General features: G+C 44.3%; 24 protein-coding genes and 3 pseudogenes. 11 read left to right on the top strand and 16 right to left on the bottom strand.

Annotated features, from left to right (window positions below):
* Positions 1 to 195: 195 nt before the first annotated feature.
* From KNO69_RS14400 to KNO69_RS14360, 9 genes are all read left to right on the top strand, one after another.
* Positions 196 to 2,148 carry a VirB4 family type IV secretion system protein gene (locus tag KNO69_RS14400; RefSeq protein ID WP_214818905.1) on the top strand — a complete coding sequence of 651 codons (1,953 nt, stop codon included), beginning with the start codon at positions 196 to 198 and terminating at the stop codon, positions 2,146 to 2,148.
* A complete protein-coding gene (locus KNO69_RS14395; RefSeq protein ID WP_214818902.1) occupies positions 2,148 to 3,254 on the top strand; it encodes a lysozyme family protein in 1,107 nt (368 codons plus the stop codon). Before KNO69_RS14400 ends, KNO69_RS14395 begins: the two co-directional genes overlap by 1 nt.
* A gap of 30 nt (positions 3,255 to 3,284) precedes the next feature.
* Positions 3,285 to 3,863, top strand: coding sequence for a hypothetical protein (locus tag KNO69_RS14390; RefSeq protein WP_214818901.1), 579 nt, complete (start codon positions 3,285 to 3,287; stop codon positions 3,861 to 3,863).
* Complete coding sequence (locus tag KNO69_RS14385; protein ID WP_214818899.1) at positions 3,864 to 4,703, top strand: hypothetical protein; 840 nt, start codon at positions 3,864 to 3,866, stop codon at positions 4,701 to 4,703.
* A 192-nt stretch (positions 4,704 to 4,895) separates the two neighbouring features.
* The gene (locus KNO69_RS14380; protein ID WP_214818898.1) at positions 4,896 to 5,147 is read left to right on the top strand and encodes a hypothetical protein; all 252 of its coding nucleotides are present in this window, start codon (positions 4,896 to 4,898) and stop codon (positions 5,145 to 5,147) included.
* The gene (mobP2, locus tag KNO69_RS14375; protein ID WP_214818897.1) at positions 5,140 to 6,294 is read left to right on the top strand and encodes a MobP2 family relaxase; all 1,155 of its coding nucleotides are present in this window, start codon (positions 5,140 to 5,142) and stop codon (positions 6,292 to 6,294) included. Before KNO69_RS14380 ends, mobP2 begins: the two co-directional genes overlap by 8 nt.
* Positions 6,295 to 6,303: 9 nt before the next feature.
* Positions 6,304 to 6,753, top strand: coding sequence for a hypothetical protein (locus KNO69_RS14370; protein WP_214818896.1), 450 nt, complete (start codon positions 6,304 to 6,306; stop codon positions 6,751 to 6,753).
* Positions 6,754 to 6,758: 5 nt separating this feature from the next.
* Complete coding sequence (locus KNO69_RS14365) at positions 6,759 to 7,046, top strand: hypothetical protein (protein ID WP_214818895.1); 288 nt, start codon at positions 6,759 to 6,761, stop codon at positions 7,044 to 7,046.
* 4 nt (positions 7,047 to 7,050) lie between these two features.
* Entirely contained in the window at positions 7,051 to 8,487 is a 1,437-nt protein-coding gene (locus KNO69_RS14360) for an ImmA/IrrE family metallo-endopeptidase (RefSeq protein WP_214818894.1), read from the top strand.
* A gap of 65 nt (positions 8,488 to 8,552) precedes the next feature.
* On the opposite strand, the gene mphN is transcribed toward KNO69_RS14360, so the two are convergent.
* The 3 genes from mphN to KNO69_RS14345 form a co-directional block, all read right to left on the bottom strand.
* A complete protein-coding gene (mphN, locus tag KNO69_RS14355; RefSeq protein WP_214818893.1) occupies positions 8,553 to 9,443 on the bottom strand; it encodes a macrolide 2'-phosphotransferase MphN in 891 nt (296 codons plus the stop codon).
* A 535-nt stretch (positions 9,444 to 9,978) separates the two neighbouring features.
* Entirely contained in the window at positions 9,979 to 10,203 is a 225-nt protein-coding gene (locus KNO69_RS14350; protein WP_214818891.1) for a DUF3006 domain-containing protein, read from the bottom strand.
* On the bottom strand, positions 10,200 to 11,042 hold the full coding sequence (locus tag KNO69_RS14345) for a ComEC/Rec2 family competence protein (RefSeq protein ID WP_214764596.1): 843 nt from the start codon (positions 11,040 to 11,042) through the stop codon (positions 10,200 to 10,202). The genes KNO69_RS14350 and KNO69_RS14345 overlap by 4 nt, the downstream gene beginning before the upstream one ends.
* A 144-nt stretch (positions 11,043 to 11,186) precedes the next feature.
* Between KNO69_RS14345 and KNO69_RS14340 the strand changes: the two genes are divergently transcribed.
* Positions 11,187 to 11,468, top strand: a complete 282-nt coding sequence (locus KNO69_RS14340) for a hypothetical protein (protein WP_214818889.1) — start codon at positions 11,187 to 11,189, stop codon at positions 11,466 to 11,468.
* A gap of 231 nt (positions 11,469 to 11,699) precedes the next feature.
* Here the strand turns inward: KNO69_RS14340 and KNO69_RS14335 are convergent, their stop codons facing one another.
* The 9 genes and pseudogenes from KNO69_RS14335 to KNO69_RS14295 form a co-directional block, all read right to left on the bottom strand.
* Positions 11,700 to 12,326, bottom strand: a complete 627-nt coding sequence (locus tag KNO69_RS14335) for a helix-turn-helix domain-containing protein (RefSeq protein ID WP_214818887.1) — start codon at positions 12,324 to 12,326, stop codon at positions 11,700 to 11,702.
* Between the two features lie 235 nt (positions 12,327 to 12,561).
* The gene (locus KNO69_RS14330; protein WP_214818886.1) at positions 12,562 to 13,341 is read right to left on the bottom strand and encodes a hypothetical protein; all 780 of its coding nucleotides are present in this window, start codon (positions 13,339 to 13,341) and stop codon (positions 12,562 to 12,564) included.
* A gap of 27 nt (positions 13,342 to 13,368) precedes the next feature.
* A complete protein-coding gene (locus KNO69_RS14325) occupies positions 13,369 to 14,109 on the bottom strand; it encodes a hypothetical protein (protein ID WP_214818885.1) in 741 nt (246 codons plus the stop codon).
* 358 nt (positions 14,110 to 14,467) lie between these two features.
* Complete coding sequence (locus KNO69_RS14320) at positions 14,468 to 14,851, bottom strand: hypothetical protein (RefSeq protein ID WP_214818884.1); 384 nt, start codon at positions 14,849 to 14,851, stop codon at positions 14,468 to 14,470.
* 135 nt (positions 14,852 to 14,986) lie between these two features.
* Positions 14,987 to 15,184 carry a hypothetical protein gene (locus KNO69_RS14315; RefSeq protein WP_214686153.1) on the bottom strand — a complete coding sequence of 66 codons (198 nt, stop codon included), beginning with the start codon at positions 15,182 to 15,184 and terminating at the stop codon, positions 14,987 to 14,989.
* Positions 15,185 to 15,580: 396 nt separating this feature from the next.
* Positions 15,581 to 15,712, bottom strand: a pseudogene (locus KNO69_RS15420) (JAB domain-containing protein); the annotation flags it as partial.
* 138 nt (positions 15,713 to 15,850) lie between these two features.
* Positions 15,851 to 16,654, bottom strand: coding sequence for a lincosamide nucleotidyltransferase Lnu(G) (gene lnu(G), locus KNO69_RS14305; protein WP_002333496.1), 804 nt, complete (start codon positions 16,652 to 16,654; stop codon positions 15,851 to 15,853).
* Between the two features lie 317 nt (positions 16,655 to 16,971).
* Positions 16,972 to 17,349, bottom strand: a complete 378-nt coding sequence (locus KNO69_RS14300; RefSeq protein ID WP_002333497.1) for a DUF6262 family protein — start codon at positions 17,347 to 17,349, stop codon at positions 16,972 to 16,974.
* A pseudogene (locus tag KNO69_RS14295) lies at positions 17,350 to 18,654 on the bottom strand (tyrosine-type recombinase/integrase); the annotation flags it as partial.
* A gap of 475 nt (positions 18,655 to 19,129) precedes the next feature.
* Here KNO69_RS14295 and KNO69_RS15500 point away from each other — a divergent pair.
* Positions 19,130 to 19,416, top strand: a pseudogene (locus KNO69_RS15500) (DNA/RNA non-specific endonuclease); the annotation flags it as partial.
* 76 nt (positions 19,417 to 19,492) lie between these two features.
* Here the strand turns inward: KNO69_RS15500 and KNO69_RS14290 are convergent.
* From KNO69_RS14290 to KNO69_RS14275, 4 genes are all read right to left on the bottom strand, one after another.
* Entirely contained in the window at positions 19,493 to 19,747 is a 255-nt protein-coding gene (locus tag KNO69_RS14290) for a hypothetical protein (RefSeq protein WP_214818882.1), read from the bottom strand.
* A gap of 6 nt (positions 19,748 to 19,753) precedes the next feature.
* A complete protein-coding gene (locus KNO69_RS14285; RefSeq protein ID WP_214818881.1) occupies positions 19,754 to 20,101 on the bottom strand; it encodes a helix-turn-helix domain-containing protein in 348 nt (115 codons plus the stop codon).
* Positions 20,102 to 20,334: 233 nt separating this feature from the next.
* Positions 20,335 to 21,276 (bottom strand): S8 family peptidase, encoded by a 942-nt coding sequence (locus KNO69_RS14280; RefSeq protein WP_214818879.1) that lies wholly within the window; start codon positions 21,274 to 21,276, stop codon positions 20,335 to 20,337.
* Between the two features lie 288 nt (positions 21,277 to 21,564).
* On the bottom strand, positions 21,565 to 22,167 hold the full coding sequence (locus tag KNO69_RS14275) for a hypothetical protein (RefSeq protein WP_214818877.1): 603 nt from the start codon (positions 22,165 to 22,167) through the stop codon (positions 21,565 to 21,567).
* Between the last annotated feature and the right edge of the window lie 332 nt (positions 22,168 to 22,499).

The following is a 22,499-nucleotide window of genomic DNA, read 5'->3' as shown; positions in this document are numbered from 1 at the left end:
TCGCGATTATCTCCTCTTTTTTTATGCCGACGACGAGCGGACGCTACGCGAACGGAAGACACACCTCTATAAACTGCTCCGCCGCTCGAACCCGATGCGCGAGCTGACGCTCGACCAGAAAATCCATGTACTCTATCAACTGAACAACCCGAACACGAAACCGCAACTCGACGCCTGAAGAAAGGAGTGACGCACATGTGGCAACGCCTGCGTGACAAAATGGCCAAACAACAGGACCCGGAGATCGTCAAAATCGAGAAAGGCTATAACCCCGACGTCATTGCCAAGATCCAGCCGCAAGGCGGCATCCGATTCGACGCCAACTTCGTCCGGCTCGGGGACGGCTACCTGTCCTGTCTCCATGTCTATAAATATCAGTCGCTCGTCTATGACTACTGGCTCGAACCCATCTTAAACATGCCAGGCGTTTTGACGACGCTCGACATCGGGACGGCCGACAAGCGGGAGATCATCCAGACTATCAACAAGTCGATGGCCGAACAGAACACGCGCTTCGAGAACGCAAAGGACAACATCGACCGCATCGACGCCCGGGAGACGTATAAGGAACTGAACGAACTCTACGAACAGATCACCCAGGGCGAGACGATGAAGTATCTGCATCTGCGCCTCTATGTGAAGGCGAAGACGCTCGACGCGCTCGAGGTGAAAGTACAAGAAGTGATGGAAGAGCTCGAGGCCCGGAACTTCCGCTCGACGATCTTCCTGAACGAACAGGAATGGGAGTGGCAGAGCCTCTTCACGAGCTATGACCAACAACAAAAGCTTCCGAACCGGCGCCGTGGGAAAGAAATCCCGTCCCTCTCCATCGCCGGTGGTTATCCGTTCCATTTCACGTCGCTCCAGGATGCGACCGGAACGTATTACGGGACGACCGACACGAACGGTAGCGTCATCTTCGACCTGTTCCACAAGGACAAACAGCGAAAGTTCTATAACGCGCTCATGATCGGCAAGATGGGGTCCGGCAAGTCGACGCTCCTCAAAAAGACCGTGCTCGACCAGGCAATCAAGGGCAATAAGATCCGCATCCTCGACGTCACGGGCGAGTTCTCCGACCTGGTGCGGCAGCTCGGCGGGAAAGAGATTGCGCTCGACGGGTCGGCCGGGCTCATCAACCCGCTCCATGTCTATAAGACGGTGACGAACAATGATGGCAACGCCAACGAGGCACTCTCGTTCATGCAGCACCTCTCAAAGATGGCTGTGTTCTATCACTACATCAACCCGGCGGCGACGCAAGAAGAGACGAACGAGTTCGAGATCCTGCTTCGCGATCTGTACGTCCGGCACGGGCTCTGGGACGAACAGGGTGAACTGCCCATCACGACGCATCCGGCGGACCGGTACCCGACGTTCTCCGATTTCTTGAAACTCGTCCGTCGTGAGCTCTACACGGACGACACACGCACGTCGATCAAAGAAGCAATCAGCCCGAACCGGGTGCGGCGCCTCGAGAACATCGAGCTCGCCGTCACGAACCTCGTCCATAACTATGGCAACATCTTCGACGGGCACTCCTCCATCGACCGGTTCGACGAGGAGCTCATCGTGTCATTCCCGCTCCGAAACCTGACGAGCCTACGGGACGAGGTGTTCCAGGCGCAGGTGTTCTCCTTGATGAACATGCTGTGGGACGGGATGATCGCCAACGGATCGAGTCAACTGAAGGCCTACAACCAGGGCGTGCTCCGGACGGAAGAAGCATGCAAGTACCTCATCGTCATCGACGAGGCACACCACTTAATTAACACGCGCGACATCGCGCAGCCGGCCATCCTGTACCTACAACGCTGTATGCGCGAGGCGCGCAAGTACTTCGGCGGCATCTTCTTCGTGTCGCATCTGATCACCGACTTCGTACCGGCCGGATCGAAGTCCGAGAACGCGGAAAACGTCAAGTCGCTCTTCCAGCTTACGCAATACAAGATCATCGGCGAACAGGACGCGGAGAGCATCCCAATCATCCAGACGGTGTTTGATGGCCAACTCTCGAATTCCGAGATGCGGATCATCCCTTCGCTCGAGACGGGGCGTGTCGTCCTCAGCATCTCGGGCGTGCAGAACCTCATCTTTGACGTCGACGTCGCGCCCGAAGAGCTCGCCCTGTTCGGTGGAGGTGCCTGATGTGGGCGGCCGCGAAACGGACCGCTCACTTTGCCATCACGGCGAAATGGCAGCTCGCGACGCTCAAGTGGCGGCTCATCCTGCTCGGGATCGCGGCACTCGTCTTGTTCCTGGTCATTCTCCTCGTCGGAATCCTCGACACGCTCACGGGTGTCCAGAACGAACAACCGACCGACGTCACGTTCAATACCGCAGGAGGTCTACAGGTGAGTGACCAGGTGCTCCAATATCGTGGTCTCGTCGAATCGGAACTGATGAAGCATGGACTGGCCGAACAGACGAACCTTGTGCTCGCGCTCATGATGCAGGAGAGCGGCGGACACGGGAACGACCCGATGCAGGCGAGCGAATCGAAGTGTGGACGGATTGGGTGCATCACCTCGCCCGAAGAAAGTATCGTCTATGGCGTCAAACATTTCGCGTCCGTCTTCGAACGGGCGAACCGTGACGTGCAGCTTACATTACAGAGCTACAACTTCGGCGGAGGCTTTATCGATTATGTCCAGGAGAACGGTGGACGCTATTCGAAAGAACTCGCCATCTCGTTCTCCCAGATGATGTACCAACGCGTGAAACACACCGGCATCTATCGTTGTCATCGTCCGAGCGCGGTCCAGCACGGTGCCTGTTACGGGGACATCGAGTACGTCGACGCGGTGCTGAAATACCTCGCGCCGGTCTCCGTCGCCGACGGGGTCATCACGAAAGAACTGTTGTCAGGGTTACGTTCCCCGCTCGCCATCCCGCTCAACGTGACATCGCGTTTCGGATGGCGTGTCGTCTTCGGGCAACGGGACAACCACACCGGGATCGACTTCAGTTGCACCCCGTCCGACACGATCCACGCGGTCAAGAGCGGCACCGTCATCTATAGTGGGAACCGCGGACCGTACGGTAAACTCGTCCAGGTCCGACACGACAACTACATCACGGCGTACGCGCACCTGAGTCGTCTCGACGTCCAGACGGGGCAACAAATCGATGCTGGGCAGGCGCTCGGGTACTGCGGCACGACCGGCCGTTCGAGCGGGAACCATCTGCATTTCGAGATCAAGACAAGTGAATGGTCTGGTCACATCGACCCCGCCCCGGTCTTCGGTTTTTGAGTCATGGATGTATGGAAAGGAGGAGGAAGAATGAACTTCACCGCACGTCACCTTGCGTATCTGTTCGGGGTGCTGCTCCTGATTTCAATCGCGGCGAACGTCTTTTTCTATCAACAAGTGACGGCTGTCACGAGTACTTCAGACGCAAGCGAGACGAAAAATGCGAGTGTCGCTCCCCCTGAACCGGCAACCTCCGAAGAGTCGGCGGCGGACACTGAACCAGTCGTCGCCTCGACGGAGACGGAACGAATGGAGGAGCTGACGACACGCGCGACGCGCTTCGTCGAGTATGCCTTCACCATCACGAAAGACAGTTACACGACCCAGAAACGACAGGCGAAGGACGTCATGTCGGAGGAACTCGCGGCCACGCTCTTCGCCGCTGGCGGCAGTGACATCGGCACGTTCGAGACGACCGTCCGCGACATCGAGGTGTTCCCTTCTCTCTCCGGAGAAGATTGCCTCGTCCGGTTCGAACAGCACCTGTTGATCACCGAGACGGGTTATGAAGAGACGACTCAAGAACTGTTGGCCCTGACGTTTGAGTCCATCGATGGACGTTTGGTCGTCACTGCGATGGAAGACCTGACACCTGAAGGAGGGATCTAGATGCGACGACAAACGCGACGACGCCTCACCCAGAACGTCTCCCGCTTCTACCTCGGACTTGGGATATTTTTTGTCATCGGCTTCCTCTTTTTCGGCACCTCGTCGTTCTTCTTTGCCGAGGAGGCACCGGTCAATGAGACGCCGATCAACGAGGCAATCCGTCTCTCGAACGGGGAAATTGTGACGCTCCATGCCTGGAGTTATGACACGGAAAAGCGGACGATGCGCGTCCGCCTCTCACTCGATGAGACACCAGGTAACACAAACAATCATCTCTTCCGTTACGTCTATAAGGCACGTCCGGATGTCGAGAAGGAAGTCACGTTGCTGTATGAACGGAACGATCAATACGTGCTCGAATTGAAAGACGTACCGAACGACTTCGACCAACTCGCCGTCCGGATTTACGGATTAGATGACTCACAATCAATCGACACACTCACACCTGAGGAACAGGAGAACAGTCTTTTGATGTCCCTCTATGCCGATCGTCGGACCATCGAACAAACGAGCCACAGTTCATCTGACGAGACAACTTTCACGAGACTATTCGTCGAGGACGAGCTCGCGAAGACCGAGTGGCAGTTGGAGAAAGCGCAACAATCGGTCGAGGCGCAGCGGCAACAGATCAAGCGGCTCGACCGTGACAAAGAGGAGCTCGAAGGCGAACTTCCCTATCTCTCGCTCGACGAACAGGTCGAACAGGAGAACGAAATCTTCGACCTCGGCCGGAAGCGCGACGAGCTCACACTGGAACTCGAGAAACTCGAACAGTCGGTCACAGCGCTCGAAGAAAAGCACGACAAATTGCGCGTCCGCCTCAGGGAACTGTCGATTTAAGTGGCACAATTCGTGCCAAATCGCTGGTTTCACTGGCACATTTCGTGCCATTTTCGGACTTTTGGTGATATCACGGAAACCCCAGGCTCTGCCTGGGCTATCACGACAAGTGATAGCAGTTTCCCCTTATGCTCTTTGAACGAACTTTTAGGACATTGGCAATATACAGCCTCTAGAAAGGTGGTCAGGCAGATGGACCTGTTACTCCGCGACATAGACCCCGTCATCGTGAAACAGATCGATGAATGGGCGAAGGAACACAATCGCTCCAGGCAACAATATTTGAAAGAACTGCTCGCCTCTTGGTGCGCGAACGGCATCCAGTCGACGCAGGTCGAACGGCTGGAACGACAACTCGAGGCGAACACGCTCCACCTGAAACGGAGTGCGGACGAGCTCGCCAGGGTGACTCGGTTGTTGAACGAGGTGATGCAGGATGCGTGAGACGCCGGGTGTCGTCATCAAATCGAAGTTCAAGGTGCCGAGCACAAAAAAGAAGTCACGTCGCTACACGACATACCTCGATTACATCAATCGACCGGATGCGAAAGACAGCCGCGATCAGTTCGAGACGTATCACGACTATATGGAAGACGAGACGAAGTCGAGCGGTCTGTTCACACGCGAGGACGACCGGTTGAACGATGAAAAGCGCCTCACCGTCCGTGACATCTTCAAGCATGCGCAAGAGAACGGGAGCATCCTCTGGCAGGACATCATCTCGTTCGACAACGCCTGGCTACGCGAGACCGGTGTGCTTCACGACGGTCTCGTCGACGAGAAGCGGTTGATTCAGGCGACACGGAACGCGGTCGATTCGATGCTCCAAAAAGAGAAGATGGTCCATGCCTACTGGACCGGTGCCGTACATTACAACACCGACAATATCCACATTCATGTCGCCATCGTCGAGACGAGCCACATGCGCGAGCGCGGCAAACGCAAACCGAAATCGATCGAGCTGATGAAGTCGAAGGTCATCCATTCCCTCGCCGACCGGACGAAAGAACAGGAGAAACTGAATGCGTTCATAAGAGACGAACTGGTCGCCCATAAACGGAACCGAAAGATTCCAACGCTCCCGAACCGTGTCCTGCATCCCGAACTCGTCCGTCAATTTAAGGACATCTATGAACGTTTGCCGGAAGACAAACGTCAATGGCGCTATAACATGAACGGCATGCAGCCGCTCCGGGAATCACTCGACCGTCTGACCGATCACTATATCGACATCCACTTCAAATCAGAGTTCCAAGTCTTCAACGAGCGGCTCGAGCAGGAGGTGTCGTTCCATCGTCGTAGCTACGGCGACACGGAGAAGGCTGAACGTTATAGGACGACGAAACGACAGGACCTCTACACCCGGATGGGGAATGCCATCCTCTCAGAGATGCGCAACTTGTCAAAAGAACAGGTGATATTGGAGAAAAAAGGAGCCCCAAAACATCCGGTCCGACGCGCATTCAAACAACAAAAGCTATTCAACGAATCGCTGTACCGGATCGAGCGGCACATGAACGATGAATTCGAACATTTGAAGAATCAACGTGCTTTCGAACAGCTGGAGCGGGACATCGAATATGGAAAGTGAGGGAGGACGATGGAAGAGTTGAGACAGATCCGTCTCCGTTTGAAGCCGGAGACGGTCACGTATTTAGAGGAGTTCGTCGACGACAAACGCTTCGGCCATCTCGGCCAGGTCATCGACCATCTAGTAGAGGAACATAAGCAACTGTCTGACGAGAAGTGGGACATGCAGTTCCTCACCCGCTCAATCAGCACGCAGGTCTCCGGTCATATCGAAGAGTTTGTGAACAAGCAGATATCGATGGAACTCGAGCGCATCCGGCTCGCCGCGAACCGCTCTGACCGTCATGGGCAAATCCTGACAGAGCTCCTGCAGGCGCTCATGCAGACCGAGGGCATCGAGGACATCATGACGACGGATCAGTTCAAGCCGACGTTCCTCGCAACGGCGGAACGTGTCGTCCAGGAACGCATTGAGTACCAAAAACAGAAGAAGGACACACTAACTTTTGAGAGAGGGTGAACCTTATGCGACCACTTGACCGTCCCTTTACGATGGGACAACTGTTGACGCTTCAACAGAAAACTGTCTCGGTCCTTATTTATGGAAAACGGTACGACATCCCAGTGTCCGTTTCCGAGCACCAACTTTTAACCGCCATCGCGCAAGACGAGATTGTCTTGCTTCCCGTCAATTTCGAGCGGACACGGCTGTTACTCGACATCCCGGAAACGTCGCCACACCTCGAGCGTGAACTGAACGATTTTGCGGATAGTGATGAATCTGTCACCGACTTGTTGAAGGAAGGAGTCTGACACGATGGCCAAGATGAAGACGAACGAAGAACGGAAGGCCGAGCTCGAGGCCTTGACGGAACAAATGGGAAAACAGATTGACGGCTACTTTGAGAGTCCGGAAAAGATTCGGGAACATCTACGTTTCCTCGGCAAGTTTCATCAATACTCGATCCGGAACGCGGTCTTAATCGAGTCCCAGTTCCCCGGCGCGGTCGCCGTCGGCTCTTATCGGTTTTGGGAGAAACAAGGCGCACAGGTCCAAAAAGGTGAGCGTGGCATCAAGGTATTCGTCCCAAGTCCAGTGACGTATGCCTTGCACAAAGATGAATGGGTACCGCTCAGCAAGGCACCGAAGCCGATCAAGGAAGGCGTGAAACAAGGACGCATCCCGTCACGTAAGATGATGTACTTCAAGATCGGTCACGTGTTCGAGTACACGCAGACCGACGCGCGCGACAAAGGGATTGAGGTCTCGGACATCTTCAAACGGTATCACCGGGACGGCGGGATGGAAAACGAACAAGACATCCGTGACGCCTTGACGACGCTCGCGGATGTCCGGAATGTGACGCTATTGGAGGAACCGCTCGACGAGATTGGGACGGCGAAGGGTTGTTACTATCCGGAGCTACATGCGATCGCCTTGAATCCACGGAACACATCCATCGAGGACATCAGCGTCCTGATCCACGAGCTCGCTCACGCGGAGCTACACAATCAGGAACGGAATTTTGAACGCGATCAACCGCTTACGGCACCCGAGAAGGAGTTCCAGGCCGAGATGGTCGCCTACGTCGTCTCACATCAGCTCGGGTTCCCGACGGACGACTTCTCGCTCTCTTATTTGGCCGGTTGGACGAAAGACAAAGAACTCCTCGACAAGGAACAGCTGTTGCAAGAAGTCCATCAGACATCCGCGACCTTCCTTGATCATATCGAGTCACACTTAGAAAAGGTACGCGCGTTGGAGCAAGAAAAGGAACAGACTCCACTTGAATATATCGAGCAACTAGGTTGGCGTATGGGATGGAAAGACTCCGACCTCACACTCTACGAACGGGTTCACGCCGTACAAAGTGTGTTTCCCGAAGAAGTGGAATCCTATCTAAATGCAGAAGCGGTCATCGAGACGAACCTGAAGATGGATCGCGTCGATGAGCCGCTCATGTATATTCATGGTAAAGGATTCGGGTTTCAACAGTTCGGTATCGCAAATAGTCATGACTTTAATGAAGATGCACTCGTTGCCTACACTGTCGCGCTACCCAATCAACCTTTGATCAGTGGTCACTTCGACCCTGAAAGAACCGTGCATCCTTTACACCATCTTGAAAAAACCAATTGTTTGGAGAGACCGGTCCTGAAATCGCTTGAAAATCACTGGCATGACGTGTTGTTAGATGAAGAACAAAAGTCCCTTTCAAGAATTTCATTGTTTAACCTCGAAAGACTCTGGTGACATTCGTGGGTATGATGATTTAAAAATTCATACCCTTTTCAATTTCAGAGGCTGCCATTTTTACCTCATACATTTTGTGCAAGCATATGAGCAGCTGTTTCACGCATATCTTGTAGGTCAGATATCTCTGCGAATTCAGCTACAGTTATTGCGCTGGTTGTTAACAACTCAATTATATGCTCATCCATTCTTGACCATGTTCTTCCGCCTGCATTGTCGTAAGCATCGAGTAACTTTGTCAAACCATCCTTACCAAACAGTAATAGATGTGATAGAAAATCCACAGATGTGTCCGCAATACTAATTTCTGTCCAATCTATCAAACCAGAGACCTCAAAATTCTTATTTATTAGTATGTGGCCAGGGTGTAAATCCCCGTGGCTTACACCTACATGCGATGGCCATAGCGAATCATTCGCCAACCATTCTTGCCAACGCTCCCATAGCTCTGAATTCACATGATACTTCTGTCTCACCTTCTCCATCCGTATCTTCATTGAACTCTTTAAATCTCTAGCATATAGAGTTTTGATACCGATTTCTTTGAAGTGTCGATGTGGTAATGTGTGTAGTTCTGCCAACACTTTACCTAATGACTGATAGTAAGATTGTGGTGTATTCTCTTTGTCAAAACTCCAGATGTAATCTTGTTGCTCTACATCAATTGTTGCAACCGGAACACCATCTAATTGCTTATACGCAATTAGTTCATCATCAAAAATCGACCAATTTGGAACTTGAAAACTCACATGTTCTTCCATAATTTCTAGTGCCATCTTTTCTTTCAAGGCGCTCCTCATCGAATCTAATCTTCGAGGAATTCTTAGTATCCACTTGCTACCAAGCGTATCTTTTGCATAAGCAACCTGAAAATCAACACCCGATTCATTTACCATAATGCTATTCTCTAACACATCTAATCCTTTATTTTTTGCAAGCCGTTTAAATTCGTTCATGATTTGTTCCTCCAATTTTTATGTTGTGCGATAAGCAAGTGAAATGTATGCATTTTTAATACTTTTTCATTTCAATCTTTTCTAATTAGACTTAACTAAATGAAGTCATAAAAAAATCACAGACAAAACGGTGTCTGTGATCAGGAGTAAATGAGCTACAACTAAGAAGCGTCCATTATCAAAAATAAAAGGACACGGCAAAAAGAGTTGTAAATCTGCTATGTTTGTAAGTGTGTGGTTTCTTCGTCAAAGATTGATAAAAATGTGCAGACTACTCCCATTTACTCTGTTTTATGAAAACAGAGCCTTTGAACATATTCAATTAGCCATTGTTCAAAGTGTGGTGGCGTAATCTCCCGGCGTGCATCATTCTTAACAATCCTCCTAGTGAATATTATGCTGTTGACTTTATATCAGTTTTTATTCAATGTCAATCGAGCTTTATATTTAGATAAATTTTTTTGCCGATTTGTCTTTATTAAATACTGATTTGTAAGTTTTAAAAAATATAATCACAAATAATTGATACTCGTTTTTAATCTTCCCAAAGCTCATCCATCAACTCATCAATTTCTTTCGATAATCGTTGCCTTTCCTCTACGTCTACTTCAACTCGTCCATTTTCGTAAAACCACAGCACGTCCCCAGGTTGAACCACGTCAGGGAGCCGTGACTTTGGGATATCCTCCATCACTTCTCCAAATTCGACGACAGCCAGATCTCCTTCAAACCGGTCGATAATCCCTCTGCGTCGCTTCATTTTGACTTCTTCACGGCGTAACTAGAACCGTTCCCCGTGATGATGATTGTGCCGTTCTTGTCTGTGCGAAGTGTGTTCACCTTCTGGCGTTTCAAGTTCGTCACTACTTCGGACGTCGGGTGCCCGTAGCTGTTCTTCCCCACACTGATGATGGCATGCTTCGGTTTGACCGTGTTCAGGAACGTGCTGCTCGTCGATGTCTTGGCACCGTGATGCCCCACCTTTAAGACATCTGCACGGAGCGTCTGTTTCTTCGCCATCATGTCCTTCTCAGAAACGTGTTCCGCGTCTCCCGTGAACAAGAACGTGTTCTTCTTGTACGTGACATGAAGGACTGCACTCCAGTTGTTCAAGTCACTGTTCGAGTAGGATTTGACCGGGCCCACGAACTTCGCACTGACACCTTTGATAGGTAATTTCACTCCGGCCTGTGCCGTTTTGATGGTCTTGCCTTCCCGTTTGACGGCTTGAAGGAAGTCTTTATAGGCCTGGGTCGTATGCTTCACTTTTGGTGCATAGACGTTCTCGACACGATAGGCGTCTAGAATCTCATCCAATCCACCGATATGATCCGCATCCGGATGCGTCGAGATCAATACCTCGATATCGTCGACTTTTTGCTTTTTGAGGTAGGCGACGATAGCATCGCCCTTTCCTTTGTTCCCCCCGTCGATGATGACGTCCTCACCGCTCGGCATCTTGATATAGATAGCATCTCCTTGCCCGACATCGATGTAATGGACTTTGATGCTCGCAGCGGCCGATGCCTCCCCGTATGGCGACACCAATAGCGCTCCACTAAATAGAACGGCACTCCCAATCTTGATCAATTTATTCATTCTCTATCACCTCATATGAATTTATTGTAAAATTATTCAACATAGTCTCATTATAAAATGATATCTGTTAAATAGCTTCAACATTTCACATATCACCATATAAAAAATACATACAGGTTTTTCGCATTAAAGGAGGCGTTTAGCATGTACTTTCGGACACCAAAAGCAGAGAACAGAAGGGAGAAGCCTGTTTTGATCTTTAAAGACGGGGAAGAATTGAAAGAGTGTGCGACGATTCAGGAAGCCGCAAAGTTTTTGAAAGGTCACACCTTCTGTCGCGCCATGCCGTATCGCCCTATCATGAACGGCATCATTTTTGATGAGACCTGGATATATGAGGGAAGTACCTATCGATTCACCACCGACCCTGAAGTGAAGAAACAGAAACTTGATGCTATGCGAAATCAATATCGAGATCGTTTTTGATAGGTATACTTAAAAACTCTATTTAACACATTCATCATTGTAAAAGGGGTGTACACTGACGACTCAGTGTTACATCCCTTCTTAATTTGCTTATATGATTTGTTAACCATACTGGAGAGTTGGACATTTTTAATAAGTGTCCGCTGATTATAGATTGCAAGGCATCACCCTCTTCGCTAAATAAGTTGTGCCTTCACAAATATCATCCAATCGTCTATCATGCTACAACTATCATCTGCTATCCGCTTCATTTTTATACATACCTCTTCTCTTCTTCACCCTGACATGCTCAATCAACGCATGCATGATTTGTTCTTCTTTGATGCCAAAATCCTGATCAAACGGCACCCGCTCCCCTTCGAATAGAAACGCATCGACTAAGTAAAGGACCCGTGGTCTTTTACGCGGTGCGCTGTCCTTGAGACATCGTTCCCAGACGAACTGCCCGAACTCTTTTGAATGACCTCTGTGCTCGATCGCATTTCGTATCATCGTCCGTGTGATTTCAAGATGACCTTCCCATAGCCAACGACCGGCCACTCGATTCCACATCTCGATACGCCCCTGCTCTTTGATCGCTTCTATATCGATTTCGGCATGATACGGCGCTTCATCCTCATTTTTGACGACATCCCTTGCATTTCCTGTCACCGACTCCGGATACAACTCCCACCCGTCAGGCATCCGTTCTTTGATGAACTGTTCGAGCGCCTCCTCACTGATCCGATATCCCTTTTTACGCGACTCGAGCGGCTCTGCCTGGATCACGCCTTTTCGTACCCAGTTGCGGACCGTCTCCTTATGGCTTGTGAGCTTATTCTTCGATAAGATTTCAAATGCTTCGTCAATTGTATACATGGTAAACCTCTTTTTAACACAATGATGATTTTATTAAATAATGCCATAATCATTGTTTTAAAGTAAGCATATTTCTTTTTTTGGCTTCGAATTGATCACAAATTACTGACTGAATCTAACCAAAAACACCATTCGGCCGAATGGTGTTTCTTGTTTCTAAAAATGATTAAACGGTGTACAAAATGTAGAATTAAAGACTTAAACCGTTTAAGATAGATTTTTTATATTCTATCGTTTAGAGATTTTCAATTTTTCCAGACTCTGAAGATGGAAAATCTGCCGAATCAGCTGGCGGTAATGAATTTGTGAGTTCAACTAACTTACTTGCTTCAATGTTACCCGATACAATAATTAATTTGTCAGTATCGTAATAAAATACGAAAGACTCTTTTGAGTTTGAAACAACAAAAGCTTCATTACCATTTTCTAGGCTGATTTCAGTTGTGTCTGAAGGGTTACTGAATGAATAAGCATCCATTCTTGATACCGTAATGACATGTTTTTCATCATAAAAAGCCCATACTTCTCTACTAAGACTATCTTCAGGGATTTGCAAATATTGCACACTAAAGTCATCCATAGGTAACTTTAGACCTTTTGAATCTAAAGTTGAAGATTCATCTACGAAAAATCTCATCAGTCCATTCATTGTCCAATTATGGTCTCGCGTATAGATGAATGTAGCGTAATGATTTTCCCCTTCTGGAGAACGGAAAGTAGTAATTGCATTTTCCCCTAAAATCGTTTCAAAAACTAAATCTTCCTTTTTTGGAAAAAGATGACTACCGTCTTCGAAGTTGACCTTAAATTGTTGTGTAACTGCTTCAGCAGGTGTTAAAGTATTTTCAGAAACCTCAAGCACTTCTGCACTTTTCACTTTTTTATTTGGAATATCAGCCTTAGGTGTTGATTCGACTGAAGAATTATCTACTAAGGACTCTGTTTTTTCGATACATCCGACAGTGATACCCAATAGAAGGAGTAATGAGCAAGTGAATAACATTTTAAATTTCATTAGGATCTTATCCCTTCAAAATATAAATTAATAAGGATACTTTGCACTTTTCGCTACGATTGCTTTGTATTTAGGACCTTCAGATGTTAAAGATCTTATATTGCTCTTAGTACATGTTCCTGATAAATAATAATAACTTCCTTTCCAAGTCTCATAGTGACTACCATAATCTATCCATCCCCAGTCTCCTGGTCGAACTGTAACTTTAGTAGCTTCTCCCGTTGTCCATGTATTTCCTACAGTTACATCAATTCCAATTTCTTTTTTCACAACTGCAGTACTAACGCCAGCTGTAATAGACAACTTACCTGAAATAGTAAAGCTACTATCTAGTTTAGACGTTTGCGTTAAATTTGAGCTAGTTTTATTAATTACTCGATGTCCTGACTTACCTAACTTAAATGCGGCTGATGATCTTGTAGCGCTATATTCGTCTCCAGCAACACATGCATAGGCATAAGTACCAAAACCTTTTTTATTTTTATTATTAGATTTTAACTTACTTTCATTTTCTTCTTCCGGGTTCAAGGCTGGATCATACGGTAGTTCAGTAATCCCGTTCTCATTGAAAAAATTACTATATTGTTCCTCAGGGATATCGTAAGTTACACCATCAACGAAATATACAGCTTTTTCTACTTTTCCTTCTTGAGAAAAGTTTGAATCATTTGATTCAGCAAATCCACTTGTAAAGCTTGATAACACAAATACTGAAGTTAATAAAGAAGTGGTGACAAAATGTGATTTCTTAAGATTAATCTTACTCATATTCCCCTCGTGTTTTTTTTTGGAAATTAAACCAAAGGAAAAACCCTTTAGATTTTATTACCATATCCAAAATTTTATATCTTTTGAATTTTACTGTAAATGAACCTGAAGTTCTATCTCGTAAACTAAAACCAGGCCATTAGAACTGTTTTTCAAAGAAAAAAATACTCTGATCCTAACTTGAGACATATTCACGCTTTGAACTTTGTTTTACGCTCCGTGCCTCCCGTTAGAAAGGACCAGGAACATAGAGATGCGGCTTATGAGCCAGCAGCTCTTGTTATCGGACCGTCAGGGGGGCAGCGGTGCGATGAGCGACTTCGCCCTAAGGCGTTAGACGCTCACGCATGAGCCCGAATCACCACTCCTTCTCCCATGCCCTGTCTTCAGACACGCCCCAATCCTCAAAGCGATACTTGGTGAGCCAATGGACATGCATCACCTCATATTCGAATACACCTTTGGATAGCTCTGAGACGACGAAACTGACGTCCCCCTTCGCCATCACCCATGTCCCATATAGATATACGCTCTTGATCGGACACTCTTCCGCATCCAGATAGATCACCACGCGGAAGTAAGGCGAGTTCCGTTCTTCATCGAACCGGACGACCTTCTCGACGCAATGTTCCCTGTCGACGACACGTAGCCACTCGGGATGTTCCATCAGTTCCGAGAACACGGTCCGGACGAACGGATCCAATCCATCGAACGCATAGTCATCAAGTAGCCGCTCGTCCACCACGTCTCACCCTTTCAGTTTTTATAGACCAATTCCCGATACTTATGCGATTCACGCTTCGTTCAAAGACTCACTAAATAAAAATGTATACATGTATACAAATCTACAAGTATACATGTATACATTTTGAAACAATCAGTTATGTACTTGAAGCGTGTTCGTATTGAAGAAGACCGTCATTTGTTTTAAACGTTCTCCTTCTTTCACCTCACAAAGGATATCCATGCTTACTAACTCGAAGGCTTCAGGATCGATGTCCATCCGTTCAGGAAGTCTTCTAAGCAATACCTCTTTCATCTCTTTGATCGTTTGCTGGTCCAATGTGTGACTCATTTGAATCATCCTCTCCTGTTGATAGCTCAACGATACCTTGAATATGACCGCTCGACATCTCGGCTTGTTTCATATAAGCCCTAGGCTTGTTTGAAACAAGCCCAGGGCTTACGTAGGAAAAACGATCATTTTCACCAAACAAGCACTCATTTTCCATCAATCCAAACATCTCAAATACACATTCATGAAAAAACAGAGCAACGTGACTTCTTTATGCCTTTGACTTCTCACCAAAACCATTTGTTTTCGCCACGCGAAAACATTCCTTTTCCCGGATCCGAATTCTGGATCCAGGCGCGAGCCACGCGAGTCGCCGATCCCGTCAAAGAAAAACGTATGTTTTTCCTCCTTGCCCTTACCGGACGGATTAGGACCGGTCCCCCGGCCCCATTCCATTCAACCCATGTAACCTCGCTGTTTCATGCTGACATATGACTCGTCCGCACCGAGGATGAGATGGTCGAGCACCGGGATGCCGATGAGGTCGCCCGCCTCATGTAACCGTTCGGAGACGAGGATGTCCTCTCGGCTCGGGCTGCAGACTTATCAAGAGTAAACTATTAAAAATCCATTAAAATCAATACTTTCACTTTGAGAACATGTATTTAAAGTAAATAACAATTAAAGCCTGTATCTTAGTTATCACTTGAGATACAGGCTTTTTATTTATTCGTTCATATAATTAAACAGTTTGCCTAAAAAATCATCGCTAATGGTTAATTGATACTGTTTTTCAACGAGATTTCGAAGTTCCATAACGAGAAGCAAAGAGTTCTTATAGGCTTCATATAGTTCTAATTCATTTAATCGGGCAGTAGTCTTTTTAAACTTTTCATAGTTTTCAGGACTAATTTCTTTTTCAAGATTCTTTGTCATATTAAACCAATTATCGGCATTTTCTTCCGCAATTCGAATGAGTTGTAGTATATTTTTTTGTAATTGAGATAAAAGTTCCAGTGAACGTGCATTTTCCCCTCTTTTAAGAACATTAATCCCCATTAACCATAGGTTGGAAAAATTATTCAATAAAAAATTTACGTTTTCTTCTGTAAGTCTATTTGGTCCCGGACCTTCCAACTCTGATAAATACAATTCTAGTTGTCCTGTTTCATCATAAATAAACATTGCTTTTGTGTCAGGAATGTAGCCTGATTCTTTGAATGAAGGAATAATATTCATTTCGTTTTCGGAAAGGAAATGAAATTCACCACGTATTAGATTTTCAAAAATTACTACTTCCGTACCGTACTCATTTTGATAGAGTAAAGTGTAGGAAGCGACTTCATTTAGCCATTTTGCTGAATCAAAGGTGGAAATTGTATCATCTTTTAGAAAAACGTAATATTCTATATCAGAGTATTGATCTCCCTCTCCTTTTGTAAAAGAGCCATACATCATACAAGCAGATATTCGTTCATCTGACTGGACAAGTTCCTTAACCCTTGCCATTAGTTCCTTTTGTTTTAACAATTCGATTCCTTCTTTCTTTATTTTGATTCAGGGAGAAATAAAAAATCCTCCCAAATAATGTTGGAAGGATTAGTCATGTCACTTTTTAAGGACTCAAATAAAACTATTTAGCCTTTTTAGCTATTCAGTCTTACATTTATTTAGTATATGGAAAAATGGGCAGACTAATCCTAAGTTTTTAAACTGAAATATACTATTTCATTTGTTAAAAATTAGATTAGTTCTTCATTGTCCACCCATCTCTCCTTTCGATTAATAGTATATTAATTTTAACACTTCAAAGTTCAAAGCACAAGTTGGTGAAACTCATAGATTAACTATTCTCTAATGTACAAATCTCCGTATAATTTTTGGATCTGGTTCCTTAATCTTATATTTTCCTCTTCTAATTCCTTTACTCTTGTTTTTAAGGTTTTAATAAGGACTTCTTCAGAACGGGAGCTTTTCTTGGGTTTTGATATTACATTTTCTGTTTTTTGCTGTTTTCGGAGAGATTCAATCCTTTGCCTAATATCATGTTCCTTATAAAGCCATGATTTAGAAACATTAGCTTCCTTTGCAACTGTGTTAAAATTAATAGTCTTACCTTCAAGCGATAGTTTAGAGATAACCTTGTCTACATTTTCTCTAGTCCGCCTGGACTTTTGCTTTGCCAAACGCACAATTTCCTCTGTATTTCGTACCTGTTTAACCATCTAACTAATCCCCTTCAGGCTGCCAATTATTTGCTCTAGTCGCTCTTTAACACGGTTATTAGTCTCTATTTGCCTTTGCCATTGCTTTTCCTTAGCGACTGCCAATAACTCCTCAGTACGATTTAACTGTTCCTCATGCTGCGATAAAAACTGCTTACTTGTACAAAAATGAGTACAATCTAAACAAGCATTGGCGTGTGGACAAGAACCTGCTATTACTGGTAATCGGCAATAACCATTTGGAAGAACTTGTGCATTAATATTTTTCTTGAACCATTGAAGATCAACATCATCGACTTCATTGTCATTATCTAACTCAATTATATCTCCATTATTAGTTACCAGTTTTTCTTTGAATTTTGTAAATTCAGCTTTAAGGGTTTCATCAAAAATATGAGCATATCTGCTTGTCATTTCAGGACTTTCATGACCCAAAAACTTTTGTACAATATGCTGCGGTACTCCGTTATTAATCATTCTTGTTCCTACTGTATGGCGAAAGGCATGGGCATGGAATCTATAAATCTCGCCTGATTTATCGACTATTTTTTGCTCATAAGCTAATTTGTTTAACTCGTCTCTAAATGTTTCTTGTTTTAATGGCGATCCATCTTTTCTTGGAAAGAGGTATTCACTATCTGGAAACTCCCATGAAACTTTATCTTCCCGAACTTTAATCAATAAAGCTACCTCTTTTGATATTGGAACTATATGCTCCTTTTTCATTTTCCATTGATAATACTTTAAAAAGTAATCTCCATCTTTGTCCTCTAATAGACAACCTTTTTTCAAGGTGCACAATTCGCTTATCCTCATCCCACATTCTTGGACTATCATAGTCATCGTAGCTATATATTCGGGTAATTTATCAAGATGACTGTTCAATTGCTCCAGAACGTATTCATCTATAAAACGAGGTTTTGCTCTCGGTATTTTGGGATAGTCTTCTGGATAGATTAACACCTTGGAAGGAATATCATTCCATTCTAGCCTTAGAAGGGTACTAAATAGTCCTTCCAATATAGAGATCCTCCCATTTATTGTGCTAGGCTTTATCCCCATCATATTTAATTCGCTTAAATATGCTTCAATTTCCATTCTCGTTAATTGGTTTATTCTCTGAACGTGTTTAAAATTCATGTCCAAGAAATTAAAGAACTCTTTAAGTTTTTGGGCGATATCACATACATAGGAAAAGCTATCCGTATTTAATCTCAATTTACAATATCTTTTTACGAGTTGTTTAAAATACGTATTGCGAACCCCTTTAAAGTTAATTACATATTCATATTGTGTCGGATTAACCAACATTAAAAAGACATATTTGTTTACCTTTTCACAAAAAATGAAAAGGGCTTTACATAGTCCTTTTCATTTTGTCTTTATTGTCCATTAACTCATCTTTTTATCAATGTTCTTTTATATTTGATGAGTAAGCAAACGAACATAGGTACTCAATGATGAAACTTGGATATACACGAGTCTCAAACAACTTGGATTCACAGTCAGATAAATAAAAGATTTAGTAATACTGAAGCTATTCATTCAAAGAGAAAGGAAATGAATTCCACTTATTCAGCCGTACCTCAAGCCATTCCTTTATTTGCCTGATGTTCCTACGGGAGCAGTTCCTCTACAGTAGAGAACACAGAAAAAATACTTACGACCGAGGAAAACATTGAGACGAAAGAAACAACGATCAATCCAAATACCGGCTTGTTCTCTGGCTACAAACTGATTGACGTTGATGGAGGGGACTTGTCCGGGTACCGCGAGGCGATCATCACCTATCCCGTCACACTATGAGTACACCTACACTGTCAGAGGAAAATGTCGTCATCGACTCGTTCGACAACATGACCCGAATGAAGTGAACGAAGCACTGGGTCTCACAAAAAGTGAACCGACCCGAGGCGACAGATGATATCTCGAGCCTAGATACGAATGGCAACGGTCAGGTGACGATCTAAGAGGCGAAAGACGCCGGTTTTACGATGCCGATCATGAGCGACCATTAGCTTTATCCCTATGCGTGATAACGACAATGATGGAATGGTCGGAGAGTGATTTTAAACTAAAATTTAAGCAATGATGATTGCATAAAAAGACATCCTCTATTTTTAAGAGAATGTCTTTTTTATGTTCATTTACGCTGTCGATTCACTTTATCGAGCTGAATTTTCTCGATCAACGCGTGGATGATTAATTCATTTCTCCCCACGAAATCTTTGTCGAAGGGTATCCGCTCTCCTTCGAACATAAAATAACCGAGCAGGTATGGGACTCGAGGTGTCGCATAACCCCACGTATACTTCGAGCAACGGTCCCACACCTCGGCTTCAAACTCTTTTGAATAGCGCATATGCTCGACGGCAACCTTGACCTCCGATTTCTTCAAGACGAATTAGTCCTCGAAGACGAATTTACCAAGAAGCTCGTACCACATTTCCTCGCGGACTTGCTCTCTAATCATTTCTACATCGACTTCGACGTGATACTGGGCCTCTTCTTCATTCTTGACGACATCCCGAGCATCTCCTGTCACCGACTCTGGATACAGCTCCCACCCTTCCGGCATCCTTCCTTTGATGAACTGTTCAAGCGCCTCTTCACTGATCCGATAACCTTTTTTACGCGACTCGAGCAGTTCTGCCTGGATCACGCCTTTTCGCACCCAGTTGCGAACCGCCTCCTTATGGCTTGTGAGTTTGTTCTTCGATAAGATTTCAAACGCTTCGTCAATTGTATACATGATGAACCCCCTTTTAACACAATGACGATTTTATTAAATGATACCCTGAACGTTGCATTCAAGTAAGCTGATTTTTCTAATCAACTTTAAATTGCTCAGAATCCACTAAGTGGATCAAAACAAAAACACCATTCGTTTGAATGATGTTCCTAAATCGTCAAGTTCTATAGTCGCAACAATCTCTCATTTACTTAGCTAATGAATTGTTATATCGAGTTATCGTTACATTATATTCACTTTTTAGAAGTAATAGATTTTATAGCAGCTTCAAGGTTTATTAATCCACTTCCGTATTCTTGTTCATTACCAAGAGGATTAGCAGTTCGTTTCAATAAAAGCTTTAATTCATCAGGAGAAAGTAAAGGGTCGCTCTCTAATAATAATGCGATACCACCGGTGACGAAAGCAGCAGCTACAGACGTTCCGTCTACGTAACTATATTTGTTCTGAAGAGCTGTAGTTAATATATCTTCACCTGGTGCCATGACGTCAATTTCTGATCCTTGACTAGAATTAAACCAACGACTGTTTTCTTTCGTAGTGGCACCTACAGAAATCACTGAAGAGTATTTTGCAGGATACGCAACATGTTCTCCCTCCCCTTCATAACCATAATTCCCAACTGCAGATACAATTACTATCCCAGAATCATGAGCTTCCTTTATTTTGTTTTCAAGTCCTAGGTCTGAACTAGTTGAACCTAAACTCATTAAAATTATGTCGATTTCGTTTGCTATTGCCCATTCAATACCTTCAATGACTGTGGAGTACGAACCGCTTTTCATTTTATCTAGTACTTTTATAGAATAAATATCGGCAAGTGGAGCTATACCAGTGATTCCAATTGAATTTATCTGTGCATTTATAATTCCAGCCATGTTTGTACCATGGCCATTGTCATCATCTCCAACGGTTTTTTCAACCAAACTATAACTATATTTAATATTCAGATCTTTATGTGAAGAGTCAATACCGGTGTCTAGTATAGCAATTGACACCCCTTTTCCAAATAACTTGTAGTTCTGATGAATAGAGTCAATTTTTATTTCATCCATACTCCATTGATTATTTTGGGGAGATTGATTCTTTTCCTTTTCATAAGGAAAACTATTTTTTAAAAATATTATTGCTACAAAACTAGTAATCCCTAATAATATAATTATTTTTTTAGTCATAATATACATCCTTTTTGTGGTGAATCGAAAATAGATATAACACATTATTTTAAAAGAAACGATTTACATAATATTGATAAAATTAAAACACAATTCTATTCATTATCTTTATGGGGAATCACTAAGAAGCTCATTGTAAATGTAGACTGCAATATCTTAAGTAGTGATAATTTTAAGCAAAAAACTGCATGCCTTTTTTTACACATGTAAATTAATCTATATTTAATATAATAAATATAAATAAAAAGAAGCCATTACCTAGAAAAATTCCTAGCTAATGGCATTATATTATTCGAAACAAGCTTCAGCGACATTAGAAATATTAAAAAAGCCAAGCGCTGCTGAAATTGCATCAGGAGCTGCTTTTTTAGATGCTTCTTTTACTGCAAATTTTATAGCATATGATTTTGTTCGATTGAATTTACGTGCTGAATTGTAACTGTTCACTAACGTTTTCGCAAAAGTTACCGCTCCACCAGCACTTTTAATTACTTCTTTAATTTTTGTGATTTTTGCGATTGGAAGGACATTAGTTAGTAACGCCAAACCAATTGCATTTGAGCAAGCCCATGCGCCAAACGCAACCACGTCACCGTCTTGTTCTAAGTTAATATCACTACTAATTTGTTCATCTAAGTATTCAACTACAGCCTCTGTTCCGTCTTCAACCACTTCATCAGGAAGGGTTTCGATAGCCGAAAAAATTTCAATTAAATCTTCTTCTGTTTCTTTCGAGATTAATTGATTATTGAGAGCTGCCTCCTCTAATGCAAGTTGATCGTCGTCTAATCCAAGTTGATTGACTGTAGTTGTAGCAGAAGCACTTCCTACAAATGAAAATACTAACAAGAAAGACAAAGCAATGTTAGTACTTTTTTTCCATAAAGACATACCATTTCCCCCTGTAAATATATTAAAAATTTTAACACTTTTTACATTTTATACGAATAATGATTACTTGTAAATAGATAGGGAAAATAAGTGATTCATATGGAGGATAAGTAAATCTACAATTCGAAGAATCAAAGCATTTAAAATAGATTGTAGTTAAATCAATAATTACATTAAAAAGTGTGACTTCATAAGTGCATAGTACCTTAAGTAATATTAAGAAGTATTTCTAAATGATTAAGCGGCTGGAATCCTATTAAATTAAGGATTCCAGCCGCTTAATTAATTATTTTTAGATTGTTTATTAATCTATTAAGATGAAGAGTAAAAGT

This window comes from Exiguobacterium sp. s131 (assembly GCF_018617345.1).
In the GTDB taxonomy this organism is placed as follows: Bacteria; Bacillota; Bacilli; order Exiguobacteriales; family Exiguobacteriaceae; genus Exiguobacterium; species Exiguobacterium profundum.
This window is presented reverse-complemented; position numbering and strand designations above follow the sequence as displayed.